Here is a 21,681-nt window from a genome sequence, read left to right on the forward strand (position 1 = left end):
GGGTCATTCGGGCGCTTCAGCGCGCCGCGCCGGCCAGATCTTCGTCTGCTGCGTGTAGGCGCCCAGTAGATGGGTGGTGCCGTCGATCAGGCTCTGCGACACGTCGGTGCGGAACAAGTTGGCGCCGCTCAGGTCGGCCTGCGTGAAGTCGGCCTTGGAGAAATTGGCGTCGATGAGGTTGGCGCCGCGCAGCGACGCGCCCCTGAGGTCGGCGCGCACGAAAAGGCTTTCGCCCGCCGCCATGCGCTCGAGCCTGGCGCCGCGCAGGTCGCACTCCGAGAAATCGCAGTTGTCCAGCCGTGCCTCGCCAAGATCGGCACCAGCGAGCGGCGTGGTGCGAAAGCCGCATTGCTTGAGCGCGGCGCGGCGGAACACGGCGCCGGCCAGCGAGCTCCCATGCGCGAAGCTGCTGCCGTCGATGCGGGCATCGGAGAAATCGACCGCCTCGCTGCAATCGGTGGTGACGAATCCGCAGCGCACCAGCGTGGCGTTGACAAAGCGCACGTCCTGCAACGTGCATTCGAGCCACACCACCTGGTTGAACGAGGCGCCGTCGAAAGCCATGCCGTCCATGCGCAGTTTCATCAGGAAGACCTGCTGCCAGTCGGAGCCGCGAAAGTCGCATTGGCTGAGTTCGGCTTCGGTGAGCCGCGTCTGGTCGAACTGGGTGTTGGCCATGTTGCAGGACTTGAAGCGCGTCTTCTCGCAAAGGGCGCCGCCCAGGTCGGCGCCGGCGAAGTTGGCGAACTCGCATTGCGCGCCGCCGAGATTGGCGTTCCTGAACGTGGCGTTCATCAGCGACGTGCGCGAGAGCCGGGCGCGCGCCAGCACCGCACCGTTGAAATTGGCATCGTCGAGCAGGGCCGCATCGAGGTTGGCGTCTTCGAGGGAGGCGCCCGAGAAGTCGGCTCCGCGCAGATCCATGCCCGACAGATCGGCGCCGATCAGGCGCATGCCCGCGAAATTGCGTTCGCCTGGCGCGGCCTTGGCCAGGCGGCGCCGGATCTTGGCGGAGCGGTAGGAGGGCATCGGCGCAGCGGCGTCGAACAGGTGCGCTCCATAGAGATAGCCGAGCTCGATCTGCGCGCTCATGCGCTCCTTCGCGTTGGCGGCAATGAGCGCAGCAGGCGCAGCTGCGGCGTTGGCCGGGCTCTGTGGAGCCAGCGCCGCGAGCTCCTCGAGTCGAAGCAGCAACTCGTCCGGGTCGAAGCGCTGCGGCTGGCTGCGGCTTTGCTGCCGCAAGGCCGGGTCGATTTCTTCTTCCTGCTCCCTGTGCATCCGTTCGGCATGCGCCTGCAGTTCTTGCCGGGTCTTCATCATGTCTTCCTGCATGCGCTCGAAATATTTCGGCACGTCGTCGAATGCCAGCGGCTCGGCCGGGGGCGGGGGCGCTGGCAGGTACTTCTCGGGATCGACATCCAGCGCCAGCAGTTCGGCGCGGCGGTTTTCGTGGTCGCGCTGCTGGCCGGCGCGCAGGTTGCGAAGCAGCGGCCGCGCCATCGGGTCGGGCATGTCGATGGCGCTCCAGCGCCCGAGGATGGCCTTGGGGGCGAGGTCGCTGTCGCGAAACGCCAGCAGGGCGCCGCGCGCCGGGTCGAGCCGCTGCAGCAGCACCGACTGGTAGTGCGCAAGCGTCCGGGGTTCGTGCCGGAGTTCGAGCGCCGGCATGATGTGCCGGACGTCGGACGCGTCGTCCTCGCGCACCGGCAGCGTTCCGTGCCAGACCAGCGCCACGCGTTCGCGGTGCGGAAAGAACCAGGCGGTGGTGAGCCGCAGCGCAATTTCCCGCAGATCGCGACCCTGCTTGTCGAGGCTCACGAAGCAGCGCGCGAGCCAGTCGGGCAGGTGTCCGCTGAGCACCGGCTGTTCGGGGTGCATGTTGAGAATCTCGTAGGCCGCGCCGGGCGGCAGTTCCTGGCGGCCGGGCCATTGCTGGTCGGCGGGGGCGGCGTTGAAGAAGCGCCAGTCCATGTCCTCGGCGAAACCGGGGAACTGGTGCTGCAGCCAGTCCTGGCCGTACCTGCTGCCCATCAGGGCCATGCGCTGCGGGCTCTCCACCGGCACGGCGCCGAAGCTGGCGGGGCGCACGGCCTGACCGCGCGACCTCACGCGTGCGCCAACGGCTTCCACGTTGGGCGCGCGGCGTGTGTGAACTCCGTTCACCAGTTCGTCGAACGCGCCGATGCCCGCGGGGTTTTCGGGCACGCCGGGGCCGCCGTAGGCATGGGCCCAGTCCAGGCGCATCTGCTCGAAGGGCTGGGGCGCCGTGAGCCGTCCATCGAGCCAGTAGCGGTCGCCGGACACGAACAACGACTTCTCGATGTCGGCAACGCGGATGCGCACCGCGCACGCGGTCTTGTCCTGTTGATGGCGGGTGTAGCCGTAGCCGCTCGCCAGAACTTCCGGTGCGCGTTTGGGAATGCCCATGTCGAACACGCCCGAGCTGCCGATCTCCTCGCCCACGGTCTGCCACAGTTCCTGGTCGGCCATGAGGCGGGGTTCGGCGTCCATGCTGGCCAGCGCCATGACGGAAACGCCCAGGTGATCGGCGCCCTGCCAGCGGTAGGGTCGCGTGAGGATGCCGAGCCGCAGCGGCTTGACGGTTTTCATGCGCCGGCTGTTTCGCTGGCGGCCGCACGCGGCCGGGACACATCGGCGCCGTAGTAGGCGGGCGAGCCGGCGCGGCGCTCGACGGCCAGCTCGCGGCTTGCGGGATCGAAGCGTACGGCAATGGTCTTGCCGGGGGCGTGGCCGGGCAGGTCGGCAACGGCAATCGAGGTGGTCTGCTCCACGTCGAAGGGCTCGGCTGCACCGGCGGGCCGCACCCGAAGCTCGAGCCTTGCCACGGCCCAGACGGTCCCGCTCGCGGAGCGGCGCTGTCCGGTGTCGGCGAGCGCGATCACCTCGGCCACGGCGGGCTCGCCGCGTTCGAGCAGCTCGGCGGCGCGTTGCGCGCGTGACGACTGCAGCTGGTGCCTGCGGTATTCGCGCAGCAGCGTGACGCCCAGCGTGAACGCGGTCCATGCGAGCACCGGAACAAGAATCCACCAGACCGAAAAGCTGGAAGTCGCCATGCAGGGTGGTGCATTCAGCCGAACAGCACGAAGCCCTTGAGTGCGCCCCAGAAGCCCCCGCTATGCGCCGAGGCCACCACGTTCGAGAAGCTCACCTGTCCAAAATTGGCCTGGTGCGCGTACATGTTCAGGATCTGCGCCGTGGCGTCCATCTTCTTGACGTTGGATGTGAATGTGAAGAGCGAATTGCTGTTGTTGACGCCATAAGTGGCGCTGGAGGCACCGAAGGCCGTGATGGCCGTGGGCGACCAGTCCCACAGCAGCACGCGGTTCACGTGCTTGACCTTGTTGCCCTCGAAGGTGAAGTCGCCGCTGGCCTTGACGTTGACGTCGCCGGCCGTGGCCTCGATGGTCACGGCCTTGGCCTTGCCCGAGTAGTTGCCGTCGGACACGGTGGAAATGTGGTCGCCGGTCTTGATGGTTTCCGTGAGCCCGCCCGTGATGGTGTCGGAACCGCCGCCGCCCACGATGGTTCTCTGCCAGCCGGTCTGGTAGCTTTCCTGCCGGTTGCCCGCCAGTGTCTTGAGGATCGAATCGCCGGTGTGCACCTCTTCGTCCATGCCGAGCTTGACGTCGACGAGCAGCCCCTTGTCGAAGGTTTCGTGGCGCAGGCCGGCATTGACGATGACTTCCGAATCGCCCGTGAGCACGGTTTCCTTCGAGCCGAGTTTGGTGGTGGTCTCGATGCGGTTGTCGAAGAAATGCTCGGTGAGCGCGCCCGACACGGTGAGCTTGGAACCGTTGCGGTACTCGGCCGTGTCCTTCTTCTTGATGGTGGTGTCGCGCGTCTTGTCGACGGTGAGGGTGTCGGTGCCCTGGATGTGGGTGGTGCGGTTGCCCTCGACCGTTTCGGTTTCGTTGCCCTCGATGTGAATGTCGAAGTCGTTCTCGACGTCGATCTCGAAATTCTTCTCGGCATGGATGCGCACCAGCTCGCAGCCCGGCGCGTCGTCCAGGATGAATTCGTTGGCGTTGGCCGGCGAGCCGTCCTGGCTGCGGCTCACGAAGCCGCTCACCGTCACCTGCGCCGGCAGTTCGAGCGGGGGCATCTGGTCGGCGTTGTAGACCCGGCCGATGATGATCGGCCGGTCGGGGTGGCCGCCGATGAAGTCGACCACCACTTCCTGTCCCTTGCGCGGATGATTGACGGCGCCGTAGTTGGAACCGGCCCAGGCGCTGGAGACGCGCACCCAGCAGGAGCTGTTCTCGTCGCTCTTGCCGTAGCGGTCCCAGCGGAACTGCACCTTCACGCGGCCGTACCGGTCGACCCAGAACTCCTGGCCCGCCTTGCCGACCACGGTGGCCGTTTGCGGCCCGTTGGCGCGCGGCAGCGGCGTGACGCGCGGCGCGCGGAAGACGTGGGTGGTGGGCTGCACGGCAAAGTCGAAGCTGTAGTGGCCTTCGGCGCCGCCGCTGGCATAGCCGCCTTCGCGCAGTGCATACGACACCGACACCACGAGGTATTCGCGGTTGTCTTCCTGTCGCGGGCAGTTCTGCATGGTGAAGCGGTAGCCGGGCGCCATGCCGCGCACGTTGGTGTGGCCGATGTCGCGTTCGGCCTGGGCCTGCGCTTCCTCGAGGCGGATGCGCGAGTAGTGCTCGCCCTGTTCCGCCTCGCTGAAGCCGCCGAGCCATTCGTACATTTCGTACTGGCCGTGGTCGTTGCTGCGCGGCTGGCTGCGCACGTTCATCAGGTCGGCGCGGGGCTTCTTGAAATCGAAGTCATCCACCACGTAGGTACCGGGGCGGATCTCCTCGGTGACCTGCCACTGGTCGATCACTTCCTGCCACGGGTCGGCGCCGCGGTCGGTGGCCAGATAGCTGATCTTCGCGTAGCCGGGCAGGGTCTCGTGCGCGCCGATGTCGTCGGCCAGCACCAGCGTGTGCTGGTCCTTGTCGTGCCTGAAGTAGTAGTAGATGCCTTCGTGCTCCATGAGGCGGCTCACGAAGGCGAAATCGGTTTCCTGGTATTGAACGCAGTACTCCCACTGCCGGTAGCTGGCGGCGAGTTTCTTCTCGAAGGCAAAGCCGTAGTCCGCAAACACTTCTTCGAGAATGTCGACCACCGACTTGTTCTGGAATATCTTGCAGTCGCTGGTGCGCGTCAGATACCAGAGCCACGGCCGCACCGTGGCGCGGTAGACCACGTAGCGCGAGGTGCCGCCCTCCTTGCCGATCATCGTGAAGCGGACGATCTGGCCGTTCAGGAAGCGCGGCGCGCCCGCGGTCTGTATTTCGAGCGCCAGCGGCTTGCCCAGCACGGCTTTCATGTCGATCGACACGCTGGGGCTGAGCAGCTCGACTTCGAACTCGAACAGCTGCGACAGTCCTTCGGTTCCGTGCATCGAACGGAACATGAGCTGGTCTTCGCCCAGCGGCGTGTGTGCGCGTACGACCCGGGCCATGCGAAAGTCTCTCTTGTTCAAGAGCGCACTCCCTGCACCAGCATCGACCACCGCATTGTGGCCGAGGCTGTGATTGCGAACTTATGTTTGAACCGCTTGTTCGCCGGTGAACCCGCATGGGGCCAGAGCTGCTTCATCGTTGGGCCCTTTGCATTGGCATGTCCGCTTCTTTGCAAGTAGCAGGCCAGCGTGCGCCGGGCCTCGGCCGTGTTGCGGCTTCGGCGACGCCGCTTGTAGGATGCGCGGATGACCCAGCACATCGGAATCGTCGGGTGTTCCGCCGAAGGCGCGGCGCTCTGCTACCAGACCATCTGCGTGGAAGGAGCCGGGCTGCTCGGCCCGCATGCCCATCCCGAAGTGGCCATGCACACGCCGTCGCTCGCGGACTACATGGCGCACATCTATCGCAACGACTGGCATGCCGTGGGCGAGGTGATGCTTGCCTCGGCGAGCAAGCTCGCGAAGATCGGCGCCGACTTTCTGGTCTGTCCCGACAACACGATCCACCAGGCGCTGCCCTTCATCGAGGCGCGCTCGCCGCTGCCGTGGCTGCATATTGCGCAGTGCGTGGCCGACGAGGCCGCGCGGCGCGGTTTCCGGCGCCTCGCCATCACCGGCACGCGCTGGCTGGTCGACAGCGAGGTCTATCCGGAGAAGCTCTCGGCCAGGGGCCTCGAATACGTCCGGCCCACCGCCCTGGAGCGCGAGGAGATCAACCGCATCATCATGGACGAGCTGGTCCGCGGTGTGTTCACGCCCGACGCGGTTCTGGCGTTCCGGCGCGTCATACAGCGCATGAAGGACGACGACGGCTGCGATGCGGTCGTGCTTGGCTGCACCGAGATTCCGCTGATCATGAACGACGTGAATTCGCCGCTGCCCACGCTCGACTCCACGCGGCTGCTGGCGCGCGCGGCGCTGCGGCGCGCGGTGGCCTGAGGCGCCTGCCTGCCGCTTCAGCCGGCCAGGAACTGCTCGATCAGCTCGGCCACGCGCTGCGGCTGGTCGTGGTGCAGCATGTGGCCGGCGTCGGCCAACTGCTCGATGCGCACCGAAGGCACGGACTTCAATCGTTCGTGGAATTCTTCGAGCGTGAAGCGGTTCTTCCACCAGCCGTGCAGGCTGTCGTCGGCAGCCTCGACCATCAGCGTGGGCGCCGAGATCCGCGCATAGAGCGCGAGCGTTTCGTCGACCCGGAAGATGTTCGCATTGATGATCTTGTGCGCGGCGTCGCCGAGGATCTGCCAGCGCTCGCTGCCGTCGGCCTGCGTCTGGAGCGCCGACCAATGGCCGGCAAGCCAGCCGGCCTTGTCGGGCGTGAGGCGCGGATTGGTCTTCATGAGGCGGCGGGCCACGCCGTCCACCGCCGAGTAGCCGGCGAGCGCCTTCTCGCCACGGTGCAGGCTCTTCAGTTCGTCGATCCACTGGCCGTAGCGCGCAGGCGCTTCCTCGGGCTTGCGCGCCGGCATGCCGAAGCCTTCGAGGTTGACGAGGCGGCGGATGCGCCCGGGCCTGGTGCCCGCGTAATGCATGGCGACGTTACCGCCCATGCTGTGGCCGACCAGGTCGACCGGGCGCTGCGCATCGCCTTCGCCCGCGTAGTGGTCGAGCAGCCATTCGAGATCGGCCAGGTAGTCGGGCAGCCAGTAGTTGTCGGCTCCGCCGCCGTCGGTGAGGCCGAAGCCGCGCCAGTCGGGCGCGACGATGAAGCGCTCCTCGGCCATCGCATCGACCACGAACTGCCAGGACGCCGCCACGTCCATCCAGCCATGCAGCAGCACCAATGGCGGCTTGTGGGGCGAGGGCTCGCCCCAGAGGCGCACGTGGTAGCGGAGGTTGCGCACGGGCACGAATTCGCTGCGCGAGGGACGGAGGGCTTGGTACATGGGCGTCGATGATAAGGAGCCCGGCGCCGCGGCGCAGTCCGGCACAGGACAGCGCCCGCTCGGGTTTTCGGCTCGTGGCCAGCGCATTGCAGGGGAGGGCGGTAGCATCCCGCGCATGAAAAAAATCCAACTCGGCCAGAGCGACCTGCACGTTACCCCGATCTGCCTGGGCACCATGACCTTCGGCGAACAGGTGGACGAGCCCACGTCCCATGCCATCCTGAGCCGCTCGCTCGAGCGCGGCGTCGATTTCATCGACACGGCCGAGATGTACTCGGTGCCCACGCGCCAGGAAACCTACAGCGTCACCGAAACCATCATCGGCAACTGGTTCGCGGCCAACCCCGGCACGCGCCAGAAGATCACGCTTGCCACCAAGGTGGCCGGCCCGGTGCGCGGCACGCCCTGGGTGCGCGAAGGCGCGGGCATGACGGCGGCCGACATCGTGGCGTCGTGCAATGCCAGCCTGAAGCGGCTGAAGACCGACGTCATCGACCTGTACCAGATCCACTGGCCCGAGCGCCATGTGCCGGCCTTCGGCAACATCTACTACGACCCGTCCAGGGAAAGTTCGCAGACCCCGATCCGCGAGCAGCTCGAAGCGCTCGGCGGGCTGGTCAAGGCCGGCAAGGTGCGCGAGATCGGCCTGTCGAACGAAACGCCCTACGGCGTGCATGAGTTCGTGCGGCTGGCCGAGCAGCACGGCCTGCCGCGCGTGGCCTCGGTGCAGAACGTCTACAGCCTGGTGAGCCGGGGGCACGAGAACGGGCTCGACGAGACGATGCACCGGCTCGGCGTGTCGCTGCTGGCGTACTCGCCGCTGGCCTTCGGCCTCTTGACCGGCAAGTACGACAAGGGCGGCATCGAGGGCCCGGATGCACCGAAAGGTGCGCGCATCTCGAGCTACGAATCGGTGCGCAAGCAGCGCTGGGGCCGGCCCGATGCACTCAGGGCGGCACGCCGCTACAACCAGCTCGCGCGCGACAACGGCCTGACGCCCGTTCAGCTCGCGCTGGCCTTCTGCTACACCAAGTGGCAGGTGGCGAGCACCATCATCGGCGTGACGACGGTGGCGCAGCTCGATGAAAACATCGATGCCTGGGGCACCACGCTCTCGCCCGAGGTGCTGGCCGAGATCGACAAGATCCGCTGGGAAATCCGGGATCCCGCGACGTGAGCGCAGCGCCAAGGGTGCAGCAGTGAGCAAGAAGGCGCACGTTTCAGAAACGCCCGCCACGCAACTGCTGCGCGAGAACAAGGTCGCCTTCACCGAGCATCCGTACGAGTACCTGGAGCATGGCGGCGCCCAGCACAGCGCCGCCGTGCTGGGCTTCGACCCGTTCACGGTGGTGAAAACGCTGGTGATGCAGGACCAGGACGCCAAACCGCTGATCGTGCTGATGCATGGCAACCGCACCGTGTCGACCAAGAACCTGGCGCGGCAGATCGGCGCCAAGTCGGTCGAGCCCTGCAAGCCCGAGGTCGCGCAGCGCCACAGCGGCTACATGGTGGGCGGCACTTCGCCCTTCGGCACGCGGCGCCAGATGCCGGTCTACATCGAGTCGACCATCCTCGAACTGCCGAGGATCGCGATCAACGGCGGGCGGCGCGGCTACTTGGTGGGCATCGATCCGCAGATGTGCGTCGGCCTGCTGGGCGCCAGGCCCGTGCAGTGCGCGCTGGCAGAATAGCCGGCGCGACGCAGCCCGGCCCGGGCCGGCGTCGCCGAATAAAAGAACAACCATCCCCCGCGGAGCGCCGTCTTGAGCTTTCACCTGCCGTCCCTCATCGCCATCGTGGCCTCGTACCTGATCGGCTCGCTGTCCTTCGCGGTCATCGTGAGCAAGTCGCTCGGCATGGCCGACCCGCGCAGCTATGGCAGCGGGAACCCCGGCGCCACCAACGTGCTGCGCTCGGGCAACAAGGGCGCGGCGCTGGCCACGCTGCTGCTCGATGCGCTCAAGGGCTGGCTGCCGGTGTTCCTGATCCGCCATTTCGGCGCGCAGTGGGGCCTGGGCGAGGGCGTGGCCGCGCTGGCGGGCCTGGCGGCCTTCCTGGGCCACCTTTACCCCGTGTTCTTCGGCTTTCAGGGCGGCAAGGGCGTGGCCACGGCAGCGGGCGTGCTGGTGGGCGTTGCGCCCTGGCTGGGGCTGGCCACCGGCGCCACCTGGCTGATCATCGCGGTGTTCTTCCGCTATTCGTCGCTGTCGTCGCTGGCGGCGGCTTTCTTTGCGCCGGCCTATTACCTGCTGGGCGGCAACATTGCGTGGCCGCTCGACCGCACGGTGCTGATTGCGGTCATCATCATGAGTCTGCTGCTGGTCTGGCGGCACCGCGAAAACATCCGCCGGCTCGCGGCCGGCACGGAGTCGAAACTCGGCTCGAAGAAAAAGGCTTGAACATCATGGCTTCCATCACCCGCTTCCACGTCGGTCCGCGCCTGTCGGAGACAGCCGTGCACAACGGCACCATCTACCTTGCGGGCCAGGTGCCCGACGACACCACGCAGGACATCCGCGGCCAGACCACGCAGGTGCTGGCCATGGTCGACCGCCTGCTGGCCGAGGCCGGCAGCGACAAGTCGCGCATCCTCATGACGCAGATCTTCCTGGCCGACATCACCGACATCACGGCCATGAACGAGGTGTGGGACGCATGGATTCCCGCCGGCAACACCCCGCCGCGCGCAACGGTGCAGGCCAAGATGGCCAATGCGGCCTACAAGATCGAGATCGTGGTCACGGCCGCACAGGCCTGACGCGGACGTCAATAGCGTTTTTCCAGGACCATCTGGTCCGCGTCGCGGCGCATCGAGAAGCGGTTGATGAAGCTGTTGCCCAGCAGAACGAAGGGCATGGGCTGCGGCGAGACGATGGCGTCGATGTCGTACACCTCGACATCGCCCACGCGCACCGATTGCAGCCGCAGCCTGTAGCCGGTGGACACGCCGTTGGCGGTGTTCATCTGGACGCGCTGCGCCTTGCTGTAGTCCAGGCCGATGCGCTGGGCGTCGTCGGCCGACAGGGCGATCGACGTGGCACCGGTGTCGAGCATGAAGGTGACGGGGCGGCCGTTGATGGCGCCCTGCGTCATGAAATGGCCGCGGCTGTCGGCCGGCAGCACGATGCGGCTGCCGCCGGCGCCCGAACCGCCGCCGCCGCCAATGCTGACCGGCGTGTCCATGCGCAGGTTGACGCGCTTGCCCTCGAGCTCGACCACCGCCTGCTCGGCCTGCAGCGACACCAGCTTCACGCCCTGGAAAGTCTCGCCGACCGCCACCGTCTTGGGCGGCGCGCCGTTCACGATCAGGATCGCGCGGCTGCCGATGGTGCCGGTCAGCATCACGGAGCTGGCCGCATGCGCCCCTGCAGCGGCAGCCAGCAGCTGCGCCGCGACCAGGAGGGATTTCATTCGCGGGTCAGTCGCGGAAGTTGTTGAACGACAGCGGCATGTCGGGCACGTCTTTCTTGATGAGTGCCATGGCGGCCTGCAGGTCGTCGCGCTTGGCGCCGGTGATGCGCACCGCGTCGCCCTGGATGGCGGCCTGCACCTTGAGCTTGCTGTCCTTGATGATGCGGGTGATCTTCTTGGCCTGCTCGCTCTCGATGCCGCTCTTCACCTTGATGACCTGCTTGACCTTGTCGCCGCCGATCTTCTGCACGTCGCTCTTGTCGAGGAAGCGCACGTCGACGCTGCGCTTGGTGAGCTTGGCGCGAAGAATGTCCTCGACCTGCACCAGCTGGAACTCGGCGTCGCCGATCATGGTGATTTCCTTGTCCTTGAGCTCGACGGCGGCGGCCGTGCCCTTGAAATCGAAGCGCGTTGCGATTTCCTTGGCGGTGTTTTCGACCGCATTCTTCACTTCGGGCAGATTCGGTTCGCAGACGGTATCGAACGACGGCATGGGCTCTCCTGAATTCACGGGGTGCTGGATGCGACAATTCTCCCATGATCGTGGAGAACAACGTCCCGCTGCAGCCGTACAACAGCTTCGGCATCGTCGCGCGCGCGCAGAACCTGGTGCGCATCGCCAGCGAGTCGGACGTGGCCGAGCTGCGGGCCGACCCCCCGCTGGCGCGACGCGCCCCGCTTCGTGCTGGGCGGCGGCAGCAACATCGTGCTCACCGGCGACGTCAAGCCGCTGGTGCTGAAGGTCGAGATCAAGGGGCTGCGGCTGGTCGAGGAAACCCCGCGCGCCTGGATCGTGGAGGCCGGCGCAGGCGAAATCTGGCACGACGCGGTGCAATGGATGCTCGCGCGCGGCTATCCGGGGCTCGAGAACCTGGCGCTCATTCCGGGCACGGTGGGCGGGGCGCCGGTGCAGAACATCGGTGCCTACGGCGTCGAGCTGCAGGACCGCTTCGATTCGCTCGACGCCATCGACCTGGACACCGGGCGCAGCTTTACGCTGGACGCCGCGCAGTGCGCCTTCGGCTACCGCGACTCGGTGTTCAAGCATGTGCGCAGCGGGCCGAACGATTTCGGCCTGTCGGGCCGGGCGCTGATCACCCGCGTTCGCTTTCGCCTGCCCAAGCCCTGGAAAGCCGTGGTGGGCTATCTCGATCTCGAACGCAAGATGGGGGAAACCGGCAACTTCACGCCCAGCGCCTCCGACGTGTTCGACTGGGTCTGCGCCATTCGCCGCGCCAAGCTGCCCGACTGGCGCGTGCTCGGCAATGCCGGCAGCTTCTTCAAGAACCCCACGGTCACGCCCGAGCAGTGCGCCGACATCATTGCGCGCGACCCCAAGATCGTGCACTACCCGATGGACGACGGCAGCATCAAGCTCGCGGCCGGCTGGCTCATCGACGCCTGCGGCTGGAAGGGCAAGTCGGTCGGCAATGCCGGCGTCTACGAAAGGCAGGCGCTGGTGCTGGTGAACCGCGGCGGCACGGAGAACCCGGTCACGGGCGGCGAAGTCATGACACTTGCCAAGGCCATCCAGACCAGCGTGTACGAGCGCTTCGGCATTCGGCTGGAGCCGGAGCCGGTGGTCGTCTGACGCGGTGGATCTCGACTTTCTCCACCTGAACTATCGGCGGCGCATCGCGGCGCTGGTGTGGGCCCGCCGGGCGGTGGTGGCGGGAGCGTTGGTCTCGGTGTTCTTCGCCTTCCGCCACGGCTGGCTGGCGCTGGTGCCGCTGATCCTGGCCGCCTGGGCGCTGGCGGCCGCGCTGGGCTTCATGGAAACCAGCCTGCGCCGCCAGTTCATCCGCGAGGCACGCATGCCGCCCTTCCTGGTCGGCAAGCTGCGCGCGGCGCACCCCGGGCTCAGCCGGCGCGATGCCGAGCTGGTGCTGCGCGGGCTGCGGCAGTTCTTCATGGCGCATCTGCGCAGCGGCCGCAAGTTCGTCGCCATGCCGTCGAAGGTGGTCGACACGGCCTGGCACGAATTCATCCTGCACACGCAGGGCTACCAGAACTGGTGCAAGGCGGCCTTCGGCGGCATGCTGCACCACAGCCCGGCCGAGGTGCTGGGCAAGGACCCGAAGCGCAACGACGGCCTGCGCCGCAGCTGGTATTGGGCCTGCAAGGAAGAAAGCATCGATCCGCGCACGCCGGCGCGCCTGCCGCTCTTGTTTGCGCTCGACGTCAAATTCGGCGTTCCGGGCGGCTTCGACTACGTGCCCGACTGCAAGGCTGTCGATCGGCATGCCGGTTCGGATGCCCACTGCGGCAGCAGCTTCGGCGAGTCGTCGTCGGATGGCGGCGGCGCGGGCGATGCCGGCGGCTTCGGCGGCAGCGAATCGAGCGGCGGCGGTGATGGCGGCAGCGGAGGAGGGGACTCCTCCGGCGGCGACGGCGGCGGCTGCGGTGGGGGGTGCGGAGGCGGCGGCGGCGACTGACCGACAACGCGTACAACGCACCAATGAAAACGGGCCCTCAGGGCCCGTTCGTCATTGGAAAGCGCGTCGGCTTACTTGCTCTCGTCGTCGTTCGAGAGCCGCGGCACCGAGGTGCCCTGGCCCGGCGACAGCAGCCCGGTACGGGTGTAGATCGCCAGCTTCTCGCGCGTGTCGACGATGTCGAGGTTGCGCATCGTGAGCTGGCCGATGCGGTCCAGCGGCGTGAACGCGCCCTCGACCTTTTCCATGCTCAGGCGCTCGGGCTTGTACGTGAGGTTCGGCGAGACGGTGTTGAGAATCGAGTAGTCGTTGCCGCGGCGCAGCTCGATGGTCACTTCGCCGGTGATGGCGCGCGCCACCCAGCGCTGTGCCGTCTCGCGCAGCATGATGGCCTGCGGGTCGAACCAGCGGCCCTGGTAGAGCAGGCGGCCGAGCTTGCGGCCGTGGTCGCGGTACTGCTCGATCGTGTCCTCGTTGTGGATGCCGGTCACCAGGCGCTCGTAGGCGATGAACAGCAGCGCGAGGCCGGGGGCTTCGTAGATGCCGCGGCTCTTGGCCTCGATGATGCGGTTCTCGATCTGGTCGCTCATGCCCAGGCCGTGGCGGCCGCCGATGCGGTTGGCTTCCAGGATCAGGTCGACGAGGTTCGCGTGCTCGACGCCGTTCAGGGCGACCGGGCGGCCTTCCTCGAAGCGCACGCTGACGGTTTCGCGCTTCACCTCGACTTCGTCCTTCCAGAACGCCACGCCCATGATCGGCTGCACGATCTGCATGCCGCTGTCGAGGTTCTCCAGGTCCTTGGCCTCGTGCGTGGCGCCGAGCATGTTGGAGTCGGTGCTGTAGGCCTTCTCGGCCGACATCTTGTAGCCGAAGCCGGCCTTGGTCATGAATGCCGACATCTCGGCCCGGCCGCCGAGCTCGTCGATGAACAGCTGGTCGAGCCAGGGCTTGTAGATCTTCAGGTTGGGGTTGGTGAGCAGGCCGTAGCGGTAGAAGCGCTCGATGTCGTTGCCCTTGTAGGTGCTGCCGTCGCCCCAGATGTGGACGTCGTCTTCCTTCATGGCCGACACCAGCATGGTGCCGGTCACCGCGCGGCCGAGCGGCGTGGTGTTGAAGTAGGTGACGCCCGCGGTCGTGACATGGAAGGCGCCGGCCTGCAGCGCGGCGATGCCTTCGTTGGCGAGCTGCGCGCGGCAGTCGATCAGGCGGGCGTTCTCGGCGCCATAGAGCATCGCCTTGCGCGGAATCTCGTCGTAGTCGGGCTCGTCGGGCTGGCCGAGATTGGCGGTGTAGGCGTAGGGAATCGCGCCCTTCAGCTTCATCCAGTGCAGTGCCGCGCTGGTGTCCAGGCCGCCCGAAAAGGCGATGCCGACCTTTTGGCCGGCGGGAACGTTTTGGAGAATGGTCGACATGTGGGTGTCCGGTTCGCGGTTCAGCCGAAATGGCAGATGTAGCTGTAGGGCTCGCCAGTGACCCGGATCTGGAAGCTCGAATTGCCTGGCACGCTGAACTTCTGTCCGGCGCCCGAGGCGATCCATTCGGTGGTTCCCGCCAACTGGTATTCGCAGCTGCCGGCCGTGCCTTCCATGATTTCGGGCGCGCCGGTGTTGAAGGTCAGGGTGGCCGGAAGGATCACGCCGACCGATTTCCTGGTGCCGTCGGCCAGCGTGAGGCTGTGGCTCACGCACTTGCCGTCGAAATACACATTGGCCTTGGTCGCCACTGCAGCGCTGTTGAGAGTGTCGGTAGTCGTCGTCATTGGATGGCGCCGGCGCATGCGCGATCGGCTTGTCGAGGACGCGCCACCGCGGCGGCGCACCCCTTGGGGGTTGGAAAAGTCCTCGATTTTAGGGGGTGGCCGGCACTTGCCGCCCGGCCAGCGCATCGCGCGGCTCAGCGCCAGTGGCGGTAGCCGTATCCGCGATAGCCGCCCCAGCCCCTGGAATAGCCGAGGTTCAGCGAAATGCCGACCGGCGGGTACACGTACGGCTGCGCATAGGGGTAGGCGTATCCCGGCTGCACGTACACCGGCGGCGCATAGACGGGCGCCGGCTGTACATAGACGGGGGCGGGCTGCGCGTACACCGGCGCGGGCGGCGCGTTGGAAACCACCACGCCGGGTTCGGGCACGACGTTGTCCCAAGGCGAGCCGCCCGGCTGCGCGTATTGCGGCTGCTGCTGGTACTGCTGCTGGCCGCTGTTGGCCTCGACCGGATAGGGCTGCAACTGCGGCTGCGGTGCGACCGGTGCCGTCGTCACGCCGTAGGCGCTGGCCTCGATCGGAATGGTGGCGCCTGGCCGGCTGTTGGTGCGGGTCGTGTACTGGCGGCCGTTGTATTCGTAGGTGACGTTGTAGCTGACGTCGCTGCCGGTCGTTTCGCGGATCGGGGTCGCGGAAATCACCCGGGCCTGGACCACTTGCTGGGCCTGTACGACGCTGGCGCCTGTCGCCAGCAAACCGGCCACGGAAAGACCCGCAAGGGTGCGAAAAACGTGTGTGTTCATGGTGTTCTCTCCTGCAGATCGGGGTTGGAGGCCGGCCGGCGAGACAGGGTTCCGGCGTTTACACGGCGTTCACGGCAGCCCAGGCTTCGGCGTCGAACCCTGTCGTAACGCCCGTTTTCGGCCCCCAGTTGACCACCGGCCGCTTGATCAGGCTGGGATTGGCCAGCAGCACGGCGCGGGCAGAAGCGGCGTCGACCACCGCGTTGCGGGCGGCTTCGTCGAGCTTGCGCCAGGTGGTGCCGCGGCGATTGACCAGCGCCTCCCAGCCGGGCGTCTTCAGCCACTGGTCGAGTTCGGCCTCGGGCACGCCCTGTTTCTTGAAATCGTGGAAGGTGTAGGCGACGCCGTGGTCGTCGAGCCAGGCGCGGGCGCGCTTGACGGTGTCGCAATTCGGAATGCCGTAGAGGGTTGTCATGGACGCCAATGATGCCGATAAAACGCAGGGCGCCCGGCGCTTTCCGGGTCGGCGACAATGCCGGGCTCCATGGAAACCCTTAACGACTGGCTCGCACGCGCCGAGCACCTCCATCCGAAGAACATCGAGCTCGGCCTCGACCGCGCCAAGGAGATGGCTGCCCGCATGGGGCTGCGCTTCGACTGCCCGGTGATCACCGTGGCCGGCACCAATGGCAAGGGTTCGACCTGCGCCATGCTCGAATCGATCCTCACGCATGCCGGCTACCGCACGGCGGTGTTCACGTCGCCGCACCTGGTGCGCTTCGAGGAACGGCTGCGGCTGGCGGGCGAGGCGGTCGACGCTTCAAAATTGATAGCAAATTTCGAAGCAGTGGAGGTGGCCCGGGGCGACATGCCGCTGACCTACTTCGAATTCACCACGCTGGGCATCCTGCGCTGTATGACCGAAGAGAAGCCCGACGTGGCCATTCTCGAAGTCGGCCTCGGCGGCCGGCTCGACGCGGTCAACATCATCGATACCGATTGCGCGGTCATCACCAGCATCGACCTCGACCACATGGACTATCTCGGGCCCGACCGCGAAAGCATCGGCTTCGAGAAGGCCGGCATCATGCGCGCGGGCAGGCCGGCCATCGTGAGCGACCCGATGCCGCCGCAAAGCGTGATCGACCACGCGGCGGCCATCGGCGCCGACCTCTGGCGCTTCGGGCACGATTTCAACGTGTCGGGCGACAAGCAGCAGTGGGGCTGGTCGGGCCGCGGCCGGCGCTACAGCGGGCTGGCCTATCCGGCGCTGCGCGGCGCCAACCAGCTGCTCAATGCCGCGGGCGTGCTCGCGGCGCTCGAGGCGCTGCGGCCCCGGTTGCCGATCACCGCGCAGGCGGTGCGCACGGGGCTCGCGATGGTCGAGCTGCCGGGCCGCTTCCAGATCGTGCCGGGCGAGCCCACGCTGGTGCTCGACGTGGCGCACAACGCGCACGCGGTGGCGGCGCTGGCCGAGAACCTCGACGCGATGGGCTTCTATCCCACCACGCACGGCGTGTTCGGCGTCATGGCCGACAAGGATCTGGCCCCGATCCTCGCGCGCATCGGCCCGATGATCGACCGCTGGTACTTCACCGATCTGCCGACCCCGCGCGCCGCCAAGGCCGGCGATCTGCTCGCGCGCTGGCAGGCGCAGAACACGCGCGCCGACGTCTCCGGCAGCGTGCACGCCAACCCGATGGAAGCGCTGCGCGCGGCCATCGAGCACGCGGACCCCGCTGATAGAATCGTGGTCTTCGGATCGTTCTTCACCGTGGGTGGCGTGCTGGAGCATGGCACTCCGCGGCTGCAAGCCAAACACCTGCTGCCCGGCGGCTGATCGCCGGCCCGTCCGCACCATCTGGCACACACCTCGCTGCACTCCTTCAGGGATCGAACTTCATGGCGTTTTTCAAGTTCCGCACGCGCGGCCCGCAAGGCAACGAAGGACGCAACGCACCGGCCGCCGTCCCCGCGGAAAGTGTGGAAACCATGCGTCGCCGTGCGCGCCACCGGCTGGTGGGCGCGGCGGTCCTGGTGCTGCTTGGCGTGATCGGATTTCCGCTGCTGTTCGACACCCAGCCGCGCCCCATTGCGGTCGACATTCCGATCGAGATTCCCGACCGCAACAAGGTCAAACCGCTGCCCGTGCCCGCAACACCGCCGCCCGCCGCACCCACTACCGGCGCTGCCGACAGCGGCACCCGCGTGGCCGCGGCCCCGTCCGGCAGCGGCGGCATGATCACCGAGAGCGCCGACGGCACCGAAATCGATCCCGGCAAGCCGGCGGCAAGCACGCCTCCGGCCGAGACCCGGCCCGCCGCCGAAGCCAAGCCGGAGCGCAAGCCCGAACCCAAGCCCGAAGCCAAGCCGGAACACAAACCCGAGCCGAAGCCAAAGCCCGAAGCCAAACCCGAACCCAAGCCCGCAGCCCCCAAGCCGGCCTCGGCCGAAGACGGCAACCGCGCGCGCGCCTTGCTCGAAGGCAAGCCGTCCAACACCAGCACCAAGCCCGCCGCAGCCGAAGACGGCGGCCGCTTCGTGGTGCAGGTCGGCGCCTTTGCCGATGCCGACAAGGCGCGCGAAGTGCGGCAGAAACTCGAGAAGGCCGGCCTCAAGACCTATGTGCACGTGGCCAAGACGGCCGATGGCGAGCGCACGCGTGTGCGTGTCGGCCCGTTCGGCTCACGCGCCGAGGCGGACAAGGCCGCCGAGAAGGTCAAGGGCTTGTCTTTGTCGGCCGCCATCCTCACTTTGTAGTAGCCATCGCCTGCTGCCGTGGCCCTGCTCGACTGGATCGCCGTCACGCTCATCGTCGTGTCGATGCTGTTCGGCCTCATGCGGGGCCTGGTGTTCGAGGTGATTTCGCTGGCGGGCTGGGTGGCTGCATTCATCGCCGCCCAGTGGCTGGCGTCGGATGTGGCGGCGTGGCTGCCGTTCGGCGACCCGCAGGCCACCTGGCGCTATCCGCTGGCCTTTGTGCTGGTGTTCGTGGCGGTGGCGTTCGGCGTGGGCCTGGTGGCGGCGCTGACGCGAAAGCTGATTGCGGCTGTCGGCCTCAGGCCGGTGGACCGGATATTGGGTGGGGCCTTCGGAGCGGCGCGGGGTGCGGTTGCCCTGCTCGTGCTGGCGGTCATTGTTCATTTGCTGGCGTTGAGCGACAGTGCCTGGTGGCACGAATCGCACAGCGCCAATGTTCTCGATGCGGCATTGCAGGGCCTGAAACCCGCGCTGCCTGAAAAGTTGGCAAGCTACCTGCCCTGAGAGGAATCGTTCATGTGTGGAATCGTCGGCGTTGTCAGCAACGCACCCGTCAACCAGCTGCTCTATGACGCCTTGCTGCTGCTGCAGCACCGCGGCCAGGATGCGGCCGGCATCGTCACCCTGCTGGAGCGCAAGTTCTTCATGCACAAGGCCAAGGGCATGGTGCGCGACGTGTTCCGCACGCGCAACATGCGCGCGCTGCCGGGCAGCGTGGGCCTGGGCCAGGTGCGCTACCCGACCGCGGGCAACGCCTACAGCGAGGAAGAGGCGCAGCCCTTCTACGTGAACGCACCGTTCGGCATCGTGCTGGTGCACAACGGCAACCTGACCAACGCGCATGCGCTGCGTTCGGAGCTGTTCTCCACCGACCACCGCCACACCAACACCGAGAGCGACTCCGAAGTGCTGCTCAACGTGCTCGCGCACGAGCTCGAGCGCGCATCGCGCGGCGTGCCACTGAATCCGGCCGAGGTGTTTGCCGCGGTCAAGAACATGCACAAGCGCCTGCGCGGCTCGTATGCGGTGGTGTCGCTGATCGCCGGCCATGGACTGCTGGCCTTCCGCGATCCGTACGGCATTCGTCCGCTGTCGATGGGCCGCAGCGCCGACGGCACCGTGATGGTGGCCAGCGAATCGGTGGCGCTCGAAGGCTCGGGCCATGTGTTCGAGCGCAACATCGCGCCCGGCGAAGCCGTGTTTATCGACTTGCAGGGCAATGTGCACTCGATGCAGTGCGCCGAGTCGCCCACGCTGAACCCCTGCATCTTCGAATTCGTCTACCTGGCGCGGCCCGACTCGGTGCTCGACGGCATCTCGGTCTACCAGGCGCGGCTCAACCTGGGTGAAACGCTGGCCAAGCGCGTGGTCTCCACCGTGCCGCCGAACCTGATCGACGTGATCATTCCCATCCCTGAATCGAGCCGGCCGAGCGCCACGCAGCTCGCGCACCTCTTGGGCGTGCCGTACCGCGAAGGCTTCGTGAAGAACCGCTACGTCGGCCGCACCTTCATCATGCCGGGGCAGGGCGTGCGCAAGAAGTCGGTGCGCCAGAAGCTCAACGTGATCGCCAGCGAATTCAAGGGCCGCAACGTGCTGCTGGTCGACGACTCCATCGTGCGCGGCACCACCAGCCGCGAGATCGTGCAGATGGCGCGCGACGCCGGCGCCCGCAAGGTCTACCTGGCCAGCGCCGCGCCGCCGGTGCGCTACCCCAACGTCTACGGCATCGACATGCCCACCAAGGACGAACTGGTAGCGCACGACCGCACGGTCGAGCAGATCCGCGAGCTGATCGGCTGCGACGCGCTGATCTACCAGGATGTGGATGCCATGAAGCGCGCCATCGGCTCGCTCAACCCCAAGCTCGACGGCTTCGATGCCTCCTGCTTCGACGGCGTGTACGTGACCGGCGACATCGACACCGAAGCCATCTCGCGTATGAACGGCAACCGTCCGCGCATCGAGGAGACCGAAGAAGATTCTTCGCGCCTGGCGCTTCCCAACCACAGCGAGTGAGAGCCGAAGCAGTGACCGATGAACGAACCCTGCCGCCCGGACTGCACCGCGACACGCTCGCGCTGCGCACCGGCCTGGCACCGAGCCAGCATGGCGAGCACTCCGAAGCACTGTTCCTGACCAGCGGCTTCGTGCAGCCCGACGCCGAGACCTCGGCGCGCCGCTTTGCCGGCACCGAGGCGGGCTTTACCTACTCGCGCACCTCCAACCCTACCGTCACCAGCTTCGAGCAGCGCCTGGCCGCGCTCGAAGGCACGGAAGCCGCCATCGGCGCCTCGACCGGCATGGGCGCGATCCTCATGATGTGCATGGGCCTGCTCAAGGCCGGCGACCACGTGATCTGCTCGCGCTCGGTGTTCGGCTCCACGCTCAACCTGTTCGGCAAGGAGTTCGCCAAGTTCGGCGTCGAGACCACCTTCGTCTCGCAGACCGACGTGGCCGAATGGCGCGCGGCCATGAAGCCCAACACCCGGCTGCTGTTCGCCGAAACGCCGACCAACCCGCTGACCGAGGTGTGCGACATCCGCGCGCTGGCCGACCTGGCGCACGGCGCCGGCGCGCTGCTCGCGGTCGACAACTGCTTCTGCACGCCCGCGCTGCAGCGGCCGGCCGAACTGGGGGCCGACCTCATCATTCATTCGGGCACCAAGTACCTCGACGGCCAGGGCCGCGTGATGGCCGGCGCGATCTGCGGCCCCTCGAAGCTCATCGTCGACGTGTTCGGCCCGGTGGTGCGCACCGCCGGCATGGCGCTCTCGCCGTTCAATGCGTGGGTGGTGCTCAAGGGGCTGGAGACGCTCGGCATCCGCATGCAGGCGCAGTGCGCCAACGCGCTGGCCGTCGCTCAGTGGCTCGAAACGCAGCCCGGCATCGCGCGCGTCTACTACCCGGGCCTGGCTTCGCACGCGCAGCACGAACTGGCCATGCGCCAGCAGTCGGGGCAGGGCGGGGCGGTGGTGTCCTTCGACGTGGTCGGCAACGACCCGGACACCGCGCGCGCCAATGCCTTCCACGTGATCAACAGCACGCGCGTGGTGAGCATCGCCACCAACCTCGGCGATACCAAGACCATCATCACGCACCCCGGCACCACCTCGCATGGCCGCCTGACCGAAGCGCAGCGCCAGGCCGCCGGCATCGGCCAGGGGCTCATCCGCCTCGCGGTCGGCCTGGAGCACATCGACGACATCAAGGCCGATCTCTCACGAGGTCTCGGTGGCCTGGGCACACAGAAATCCTGATTCAT

General features: G+C 67.2%; 21 protein-coding genes and 1 pseudogene. 12 read left to right on the forward strand and 10 right to left on the reverse strand.

The features are described from left to right. Positions 1 to 3 precede the first annotated feature (3 nt). The 3 genes from QFZ47_RS19900 to QFZ47_RS19910 are packed head-to-tail and all read right to left on the reverse strand — an operon-like array spanning position 4 to position 5,479. Positions 4 to 2,610 carry a DUF2169 family type VI secretion system accessory protein gene (locus QFZ47_RS19900; protein WP_307657264.1) on the reverse strand — a complete coding sequence of 869 codons (2,607 nt, stop codon included), beginning with the start codon at positions 2,608 to 2,610 and terminating at the stop codon, positions 4 to 6. Beyond that, entirely contained in the window at positions 2,607 to 3,074 is a 468-nt protein-coding gene (locus QFZ47_RS19905) for a hypothetical protein (RefSeq protein ID WP_307657265.1), read from the reverse strand. The genes QFZ47_RS19900 and QFZ47_RS19905 overlap by 4 nt, the downstream gene beginning before the upstream one ends. Positions 3,075 to 3,088: 14 nt before the next feature. Continuing rightward, entirely contained in the window at positions 3,089 to 5,479 is a 2,391-nt protein-coding gene (locus QFZ47_RS19910; protein WP_307657266.1) for a type VI secretion system Vgr family protein, read from the reverse strand. 246 nt (positions 5,480 to 5,725) lie between these two features. Between QFZ47_RS19910 and QFZ47_RS19915 the strand changes: the two genes are divergently transcribed. Next, positions 5,726 to 6,418, forward strand: a complete 693-nt coding sequence (locus QFZ47_RS19915) for an aspartate/glutamate racemase family protein (protein ID WP_307657267.1) — start codon at positions 5,726 to 5,728, stop codon at positions 6,416 to 6,418. 17 nt (positions 6,419 to 6,435) lie between these two features. Here QFZ47_RS19915 and QFZ47_RS19920 read toward each other — a convergent pair whose 3' ends face one another. Continuing rightward, a complete protein-coding gene (locus QFZ47_RS19920; RefSeq protein WP_307657268.1) occupies positions 6,436 to 7,365 on the reverse strand; it encodes an alpha/beta fold hydrolase in 930 nt (309 codons plus the stop codon). Between the two features lie 115 nt (positions 7,366 to 7,480). Here QFZ47_RS19920 and QFZ47_RS19925 point away from each other — a divergent pair, with 115 nt between their 5' ends. The 4 genes from QFZ47_RS19925 (at position 7,481) to QFZ47_RS19940 (ending at position 10,123) form a co-directional block, all read left to right on the forward strand. Beyond that, entirely contained in the window at positions 7,481 to 8,542 is a 1,062-nt protein-coding gene (locus tag QFZ47_RS19925; protein ID WP_307657269.1) for an aldo/keto reductase, read from the forward strand. A 22-nt stretch (positions 8,543 to 8,564) separates the two neighbouring features. Continuing rightward, the gene (locus QFZ47_RS19930) at positions 8,565 to 9,056 is read left to right on the forward strand and encodes an aminoacyl-tRNA deacylase (RefSeq protein WP_307657270.1); all 492 of its coding nucleotides are present in this window, start codon (positions 8,565 to 8,567) and stop codon (positions 9,054 to 9,056) included. Positions 9,057 to 9,128: 72 nt separating this feature from the next. After that, on the forward strand, positions 9,129 to 9,764 hold the full coding sequence (gene plsY / locus QFZ47_RS19935) for a glycerol-3-phosphate 1-O-acyltransferase PlsY (RefSeq protein ID WP_307657271.1): 636 nt from the start codon (positions 9,129 to 9,131) through the stop codon (positions 9,762 to 9,764). Between the two features lie 5 nt (positions 9,765 to 9,769). After that, the gene (locus tag QFZ47_RS19940) at positions 9,770 to 10,123 is read left to right on the forward strand and encodes a RidA family protein (RefSeq protein WP_307657272.1); all 354 of its coding nucleotides are present in this window, start codon (positions 9,770 to 9,772) and stop codon (positions 10,121 to 10,123) included. An 8-nt stretch (positions 10,124 to 10,131) separates the two neighbouring features. Here the strand turns inward: QFZ47_RS19940 and QFZ47_RS19945 are convergent, their stop codons facing one another. Both QFZ47_RS19945 and QFZ47_RS19950 read right to left on the reverse strand, forming a co-directional pair. Then, positions 10,132 to 10,776 (reverse strand): retropepsin-like aspartic protease family protein, encoded by a 645-nt coding sequence (locus QFZ47_RS19945; protein WP_307657273.1) that lies wholly within the window; start codon positions 10,774 to 10,776, stop codon positions 10,132 to 10,134. Positions 10,777 to 10,783: 7 nt separating this feature from the next. Next, the gene (locus QFZ47_RS19950) at positions 10,784 to 11,269 is read right to left on the reverse strand and encodes a YajQ family cyclic di-GMP-binding protein (RefSeq protein WP_307657274.1); all 486 of its coding nucleotides are present in this window, start codon (positions 11,267 to 11,269) and stop codon (positions 10,784 to 10,786) included. A gap of 44 nt (positions 11,270 to 11,313) precedes the next feature. Here QFZ47_RS19950 and murB point away from each other — a divergent pair. Together murB and QFZ47_RS19960 are read left to right on the forward strand one after the other, a co-directional pair. Next, positions 11,314 to 12,367, forward strand: a pseudogene (gene murB / locus QFZ47_RS19955) (UDP-N-acetylmuramate dehydrogenase). A gap of 4 nt (positions 12,368 to 12,371) precedes the next feature. Beyond that, positions 12,372 to 13,211 (forward strand): glycine-rich domain-containing protein, encoded by an 840-nt coding sequence (locus tag QFZ47_RS19960; protein ID WP_307657275.1) that lies wholly within the window; start codon positions 12,372 to 12,374, stop codon positions 13,209 to 13,211. A gap of 71 nt (positions 13,212 to 13,282) precedes the next feature. On the opposite strand, the gene argG is transcribed toward QFZ47_RS19960, so the two are convergent. The 4 genes from argG to QFZ47_RS19980 all read right to left on the reverse strand — a co-directional run bounded on the left by argG (position 13,283) and on the right by QFZ47_RS19980 (position 16,131). Then, positions 13,283 to 14,623 (reverse strand): argininosuccinate synthase, encoded by a 1,341-nt coding sequence (gene argG / locus QFZ47_RS19965; RefSeq protein ID WP_307657276.1) that lies wholly within the window; start codon positions 14,621 to 14,623, stop codon positions 13,283 to 13,285. A 20-nt stretch (positions 14,624 to 14,643) separates the two neighbouring features. Then, positions 14,644 to 14,970 (reverse strand): pyrimidine/purine nucleoside phosphorylase, encoded by a 327-nt coding sequence (gene ppnP / locus QFZ47_RS19970; protein ID WP_307657277.1) that lies wholly within the window; start codon positions 14,968 to 14,970, stop codon positions 14,644 to 14,646. Positions 14,971 to 15,104: 134 nt separating this feature from the next. After that, positions 15,105 to 15,716 (reverse strand): hypothetical protein, encoded by a 612-nt coding sequence (locus tag QFZ47_RS19975; protein WP_307657278.1) that lies wholly within the window; start codon positions 15,714 to 15,716, stop codon positions 15,105 to 15,107. A gap of 58 nt (positions 15,717 to 15,774) precedes the next feature. Further along, positions 15,775 to 16,131: an ArsC family reductase gene (locus QFZ47_RS19980; RefSeq protein WP_307657279.1), complete on the reverse strand. Its 357-nt coding sequence runs from the start codon at positions 16,129 to 16,131 to the stop codon at positions 15,775 to 15,777. A 57-nt stretch (positions 16,132 to 16,188) separates the two neighbouring features. Between QFZ47_RS19980 and folC the strand changes: the two genes are divergently transcribed. From folC to QFZ47_RS20005, 5 genes are all read left to right on the forward strand, one after another. Further along, a complete protein-coding gene (gene folC, locus QFZ47_RS19985; RefSeq protein ID WP_307657280.1) occupies positions 16,189 to 17,496 on the forward strand; it encodes a bifunctional tetrahydrofolate synthase/dihydrofolate synthase in 1,308 nt (435 codons plus the stop codon). A gap of 62 nt (positions 17,497 to 17,558) precedes the next feature. Further along, on the forward strand, positions 17,559 to 18,416 hold the full coding sequence (locus QFZ47_RS19990; RefSeq protein WP_307657281.1) for an SPOR domain-containing protein: 858 nt from the start codon (positions 17,559 to 17,561) through the stop codon (positions 18,414 to 18,416). An 18-nt stretch (positions 18,417 to 18,434) separates the two neighbouring features. After that, positions 18,435 to 18,920 (forward strand): CvpA family protein, encoded by a 486-nt coding sequence (locus QFZ47_RS19995; protein WP_307657282.1) that lies wholly within the window; start codon positions 18,435 to 18,437, stop codon positions 18,918 to 18,920. A gap of 12 nt (positions 18,921 to 18,932) precedes the next feature. Next, entirely contained in the window at positions 18,933 to 20,435 is a 1,503-nt protein-coding gene (gene purF, locus QFZ47_RS20000; protein ID WP_307657283.1) for an amidophosphoribosyltransferase, read from the forward strand. Positions 20,436 to 20,446: 11 nt separating this feature from the next. Then, on the forward strand, positions 20,447 to 21,676 hold the full coding sequence (locus QFZ47_RS20005) for an O-succinylhomoserine sulfhydrylase (protein WP_307657284.1): 1,230 nt from the start codon (positions 20,447 to 20,449) through the stop codon (positions 21,674 to 21,676). Positions 21,677 to 21,681: the final 5 nt, after the last annotated feature.

The sequence above is a fragment of the Variovorax paradoxus genome, from assembly GCF_030815975.1.
Lineage (GTDB): Bacteria > Pseudomonadota > Gammaproteobacteria > Burkholderiales > Burkholderiaceae_C > Variovorax > Variovorax paradoxus_N.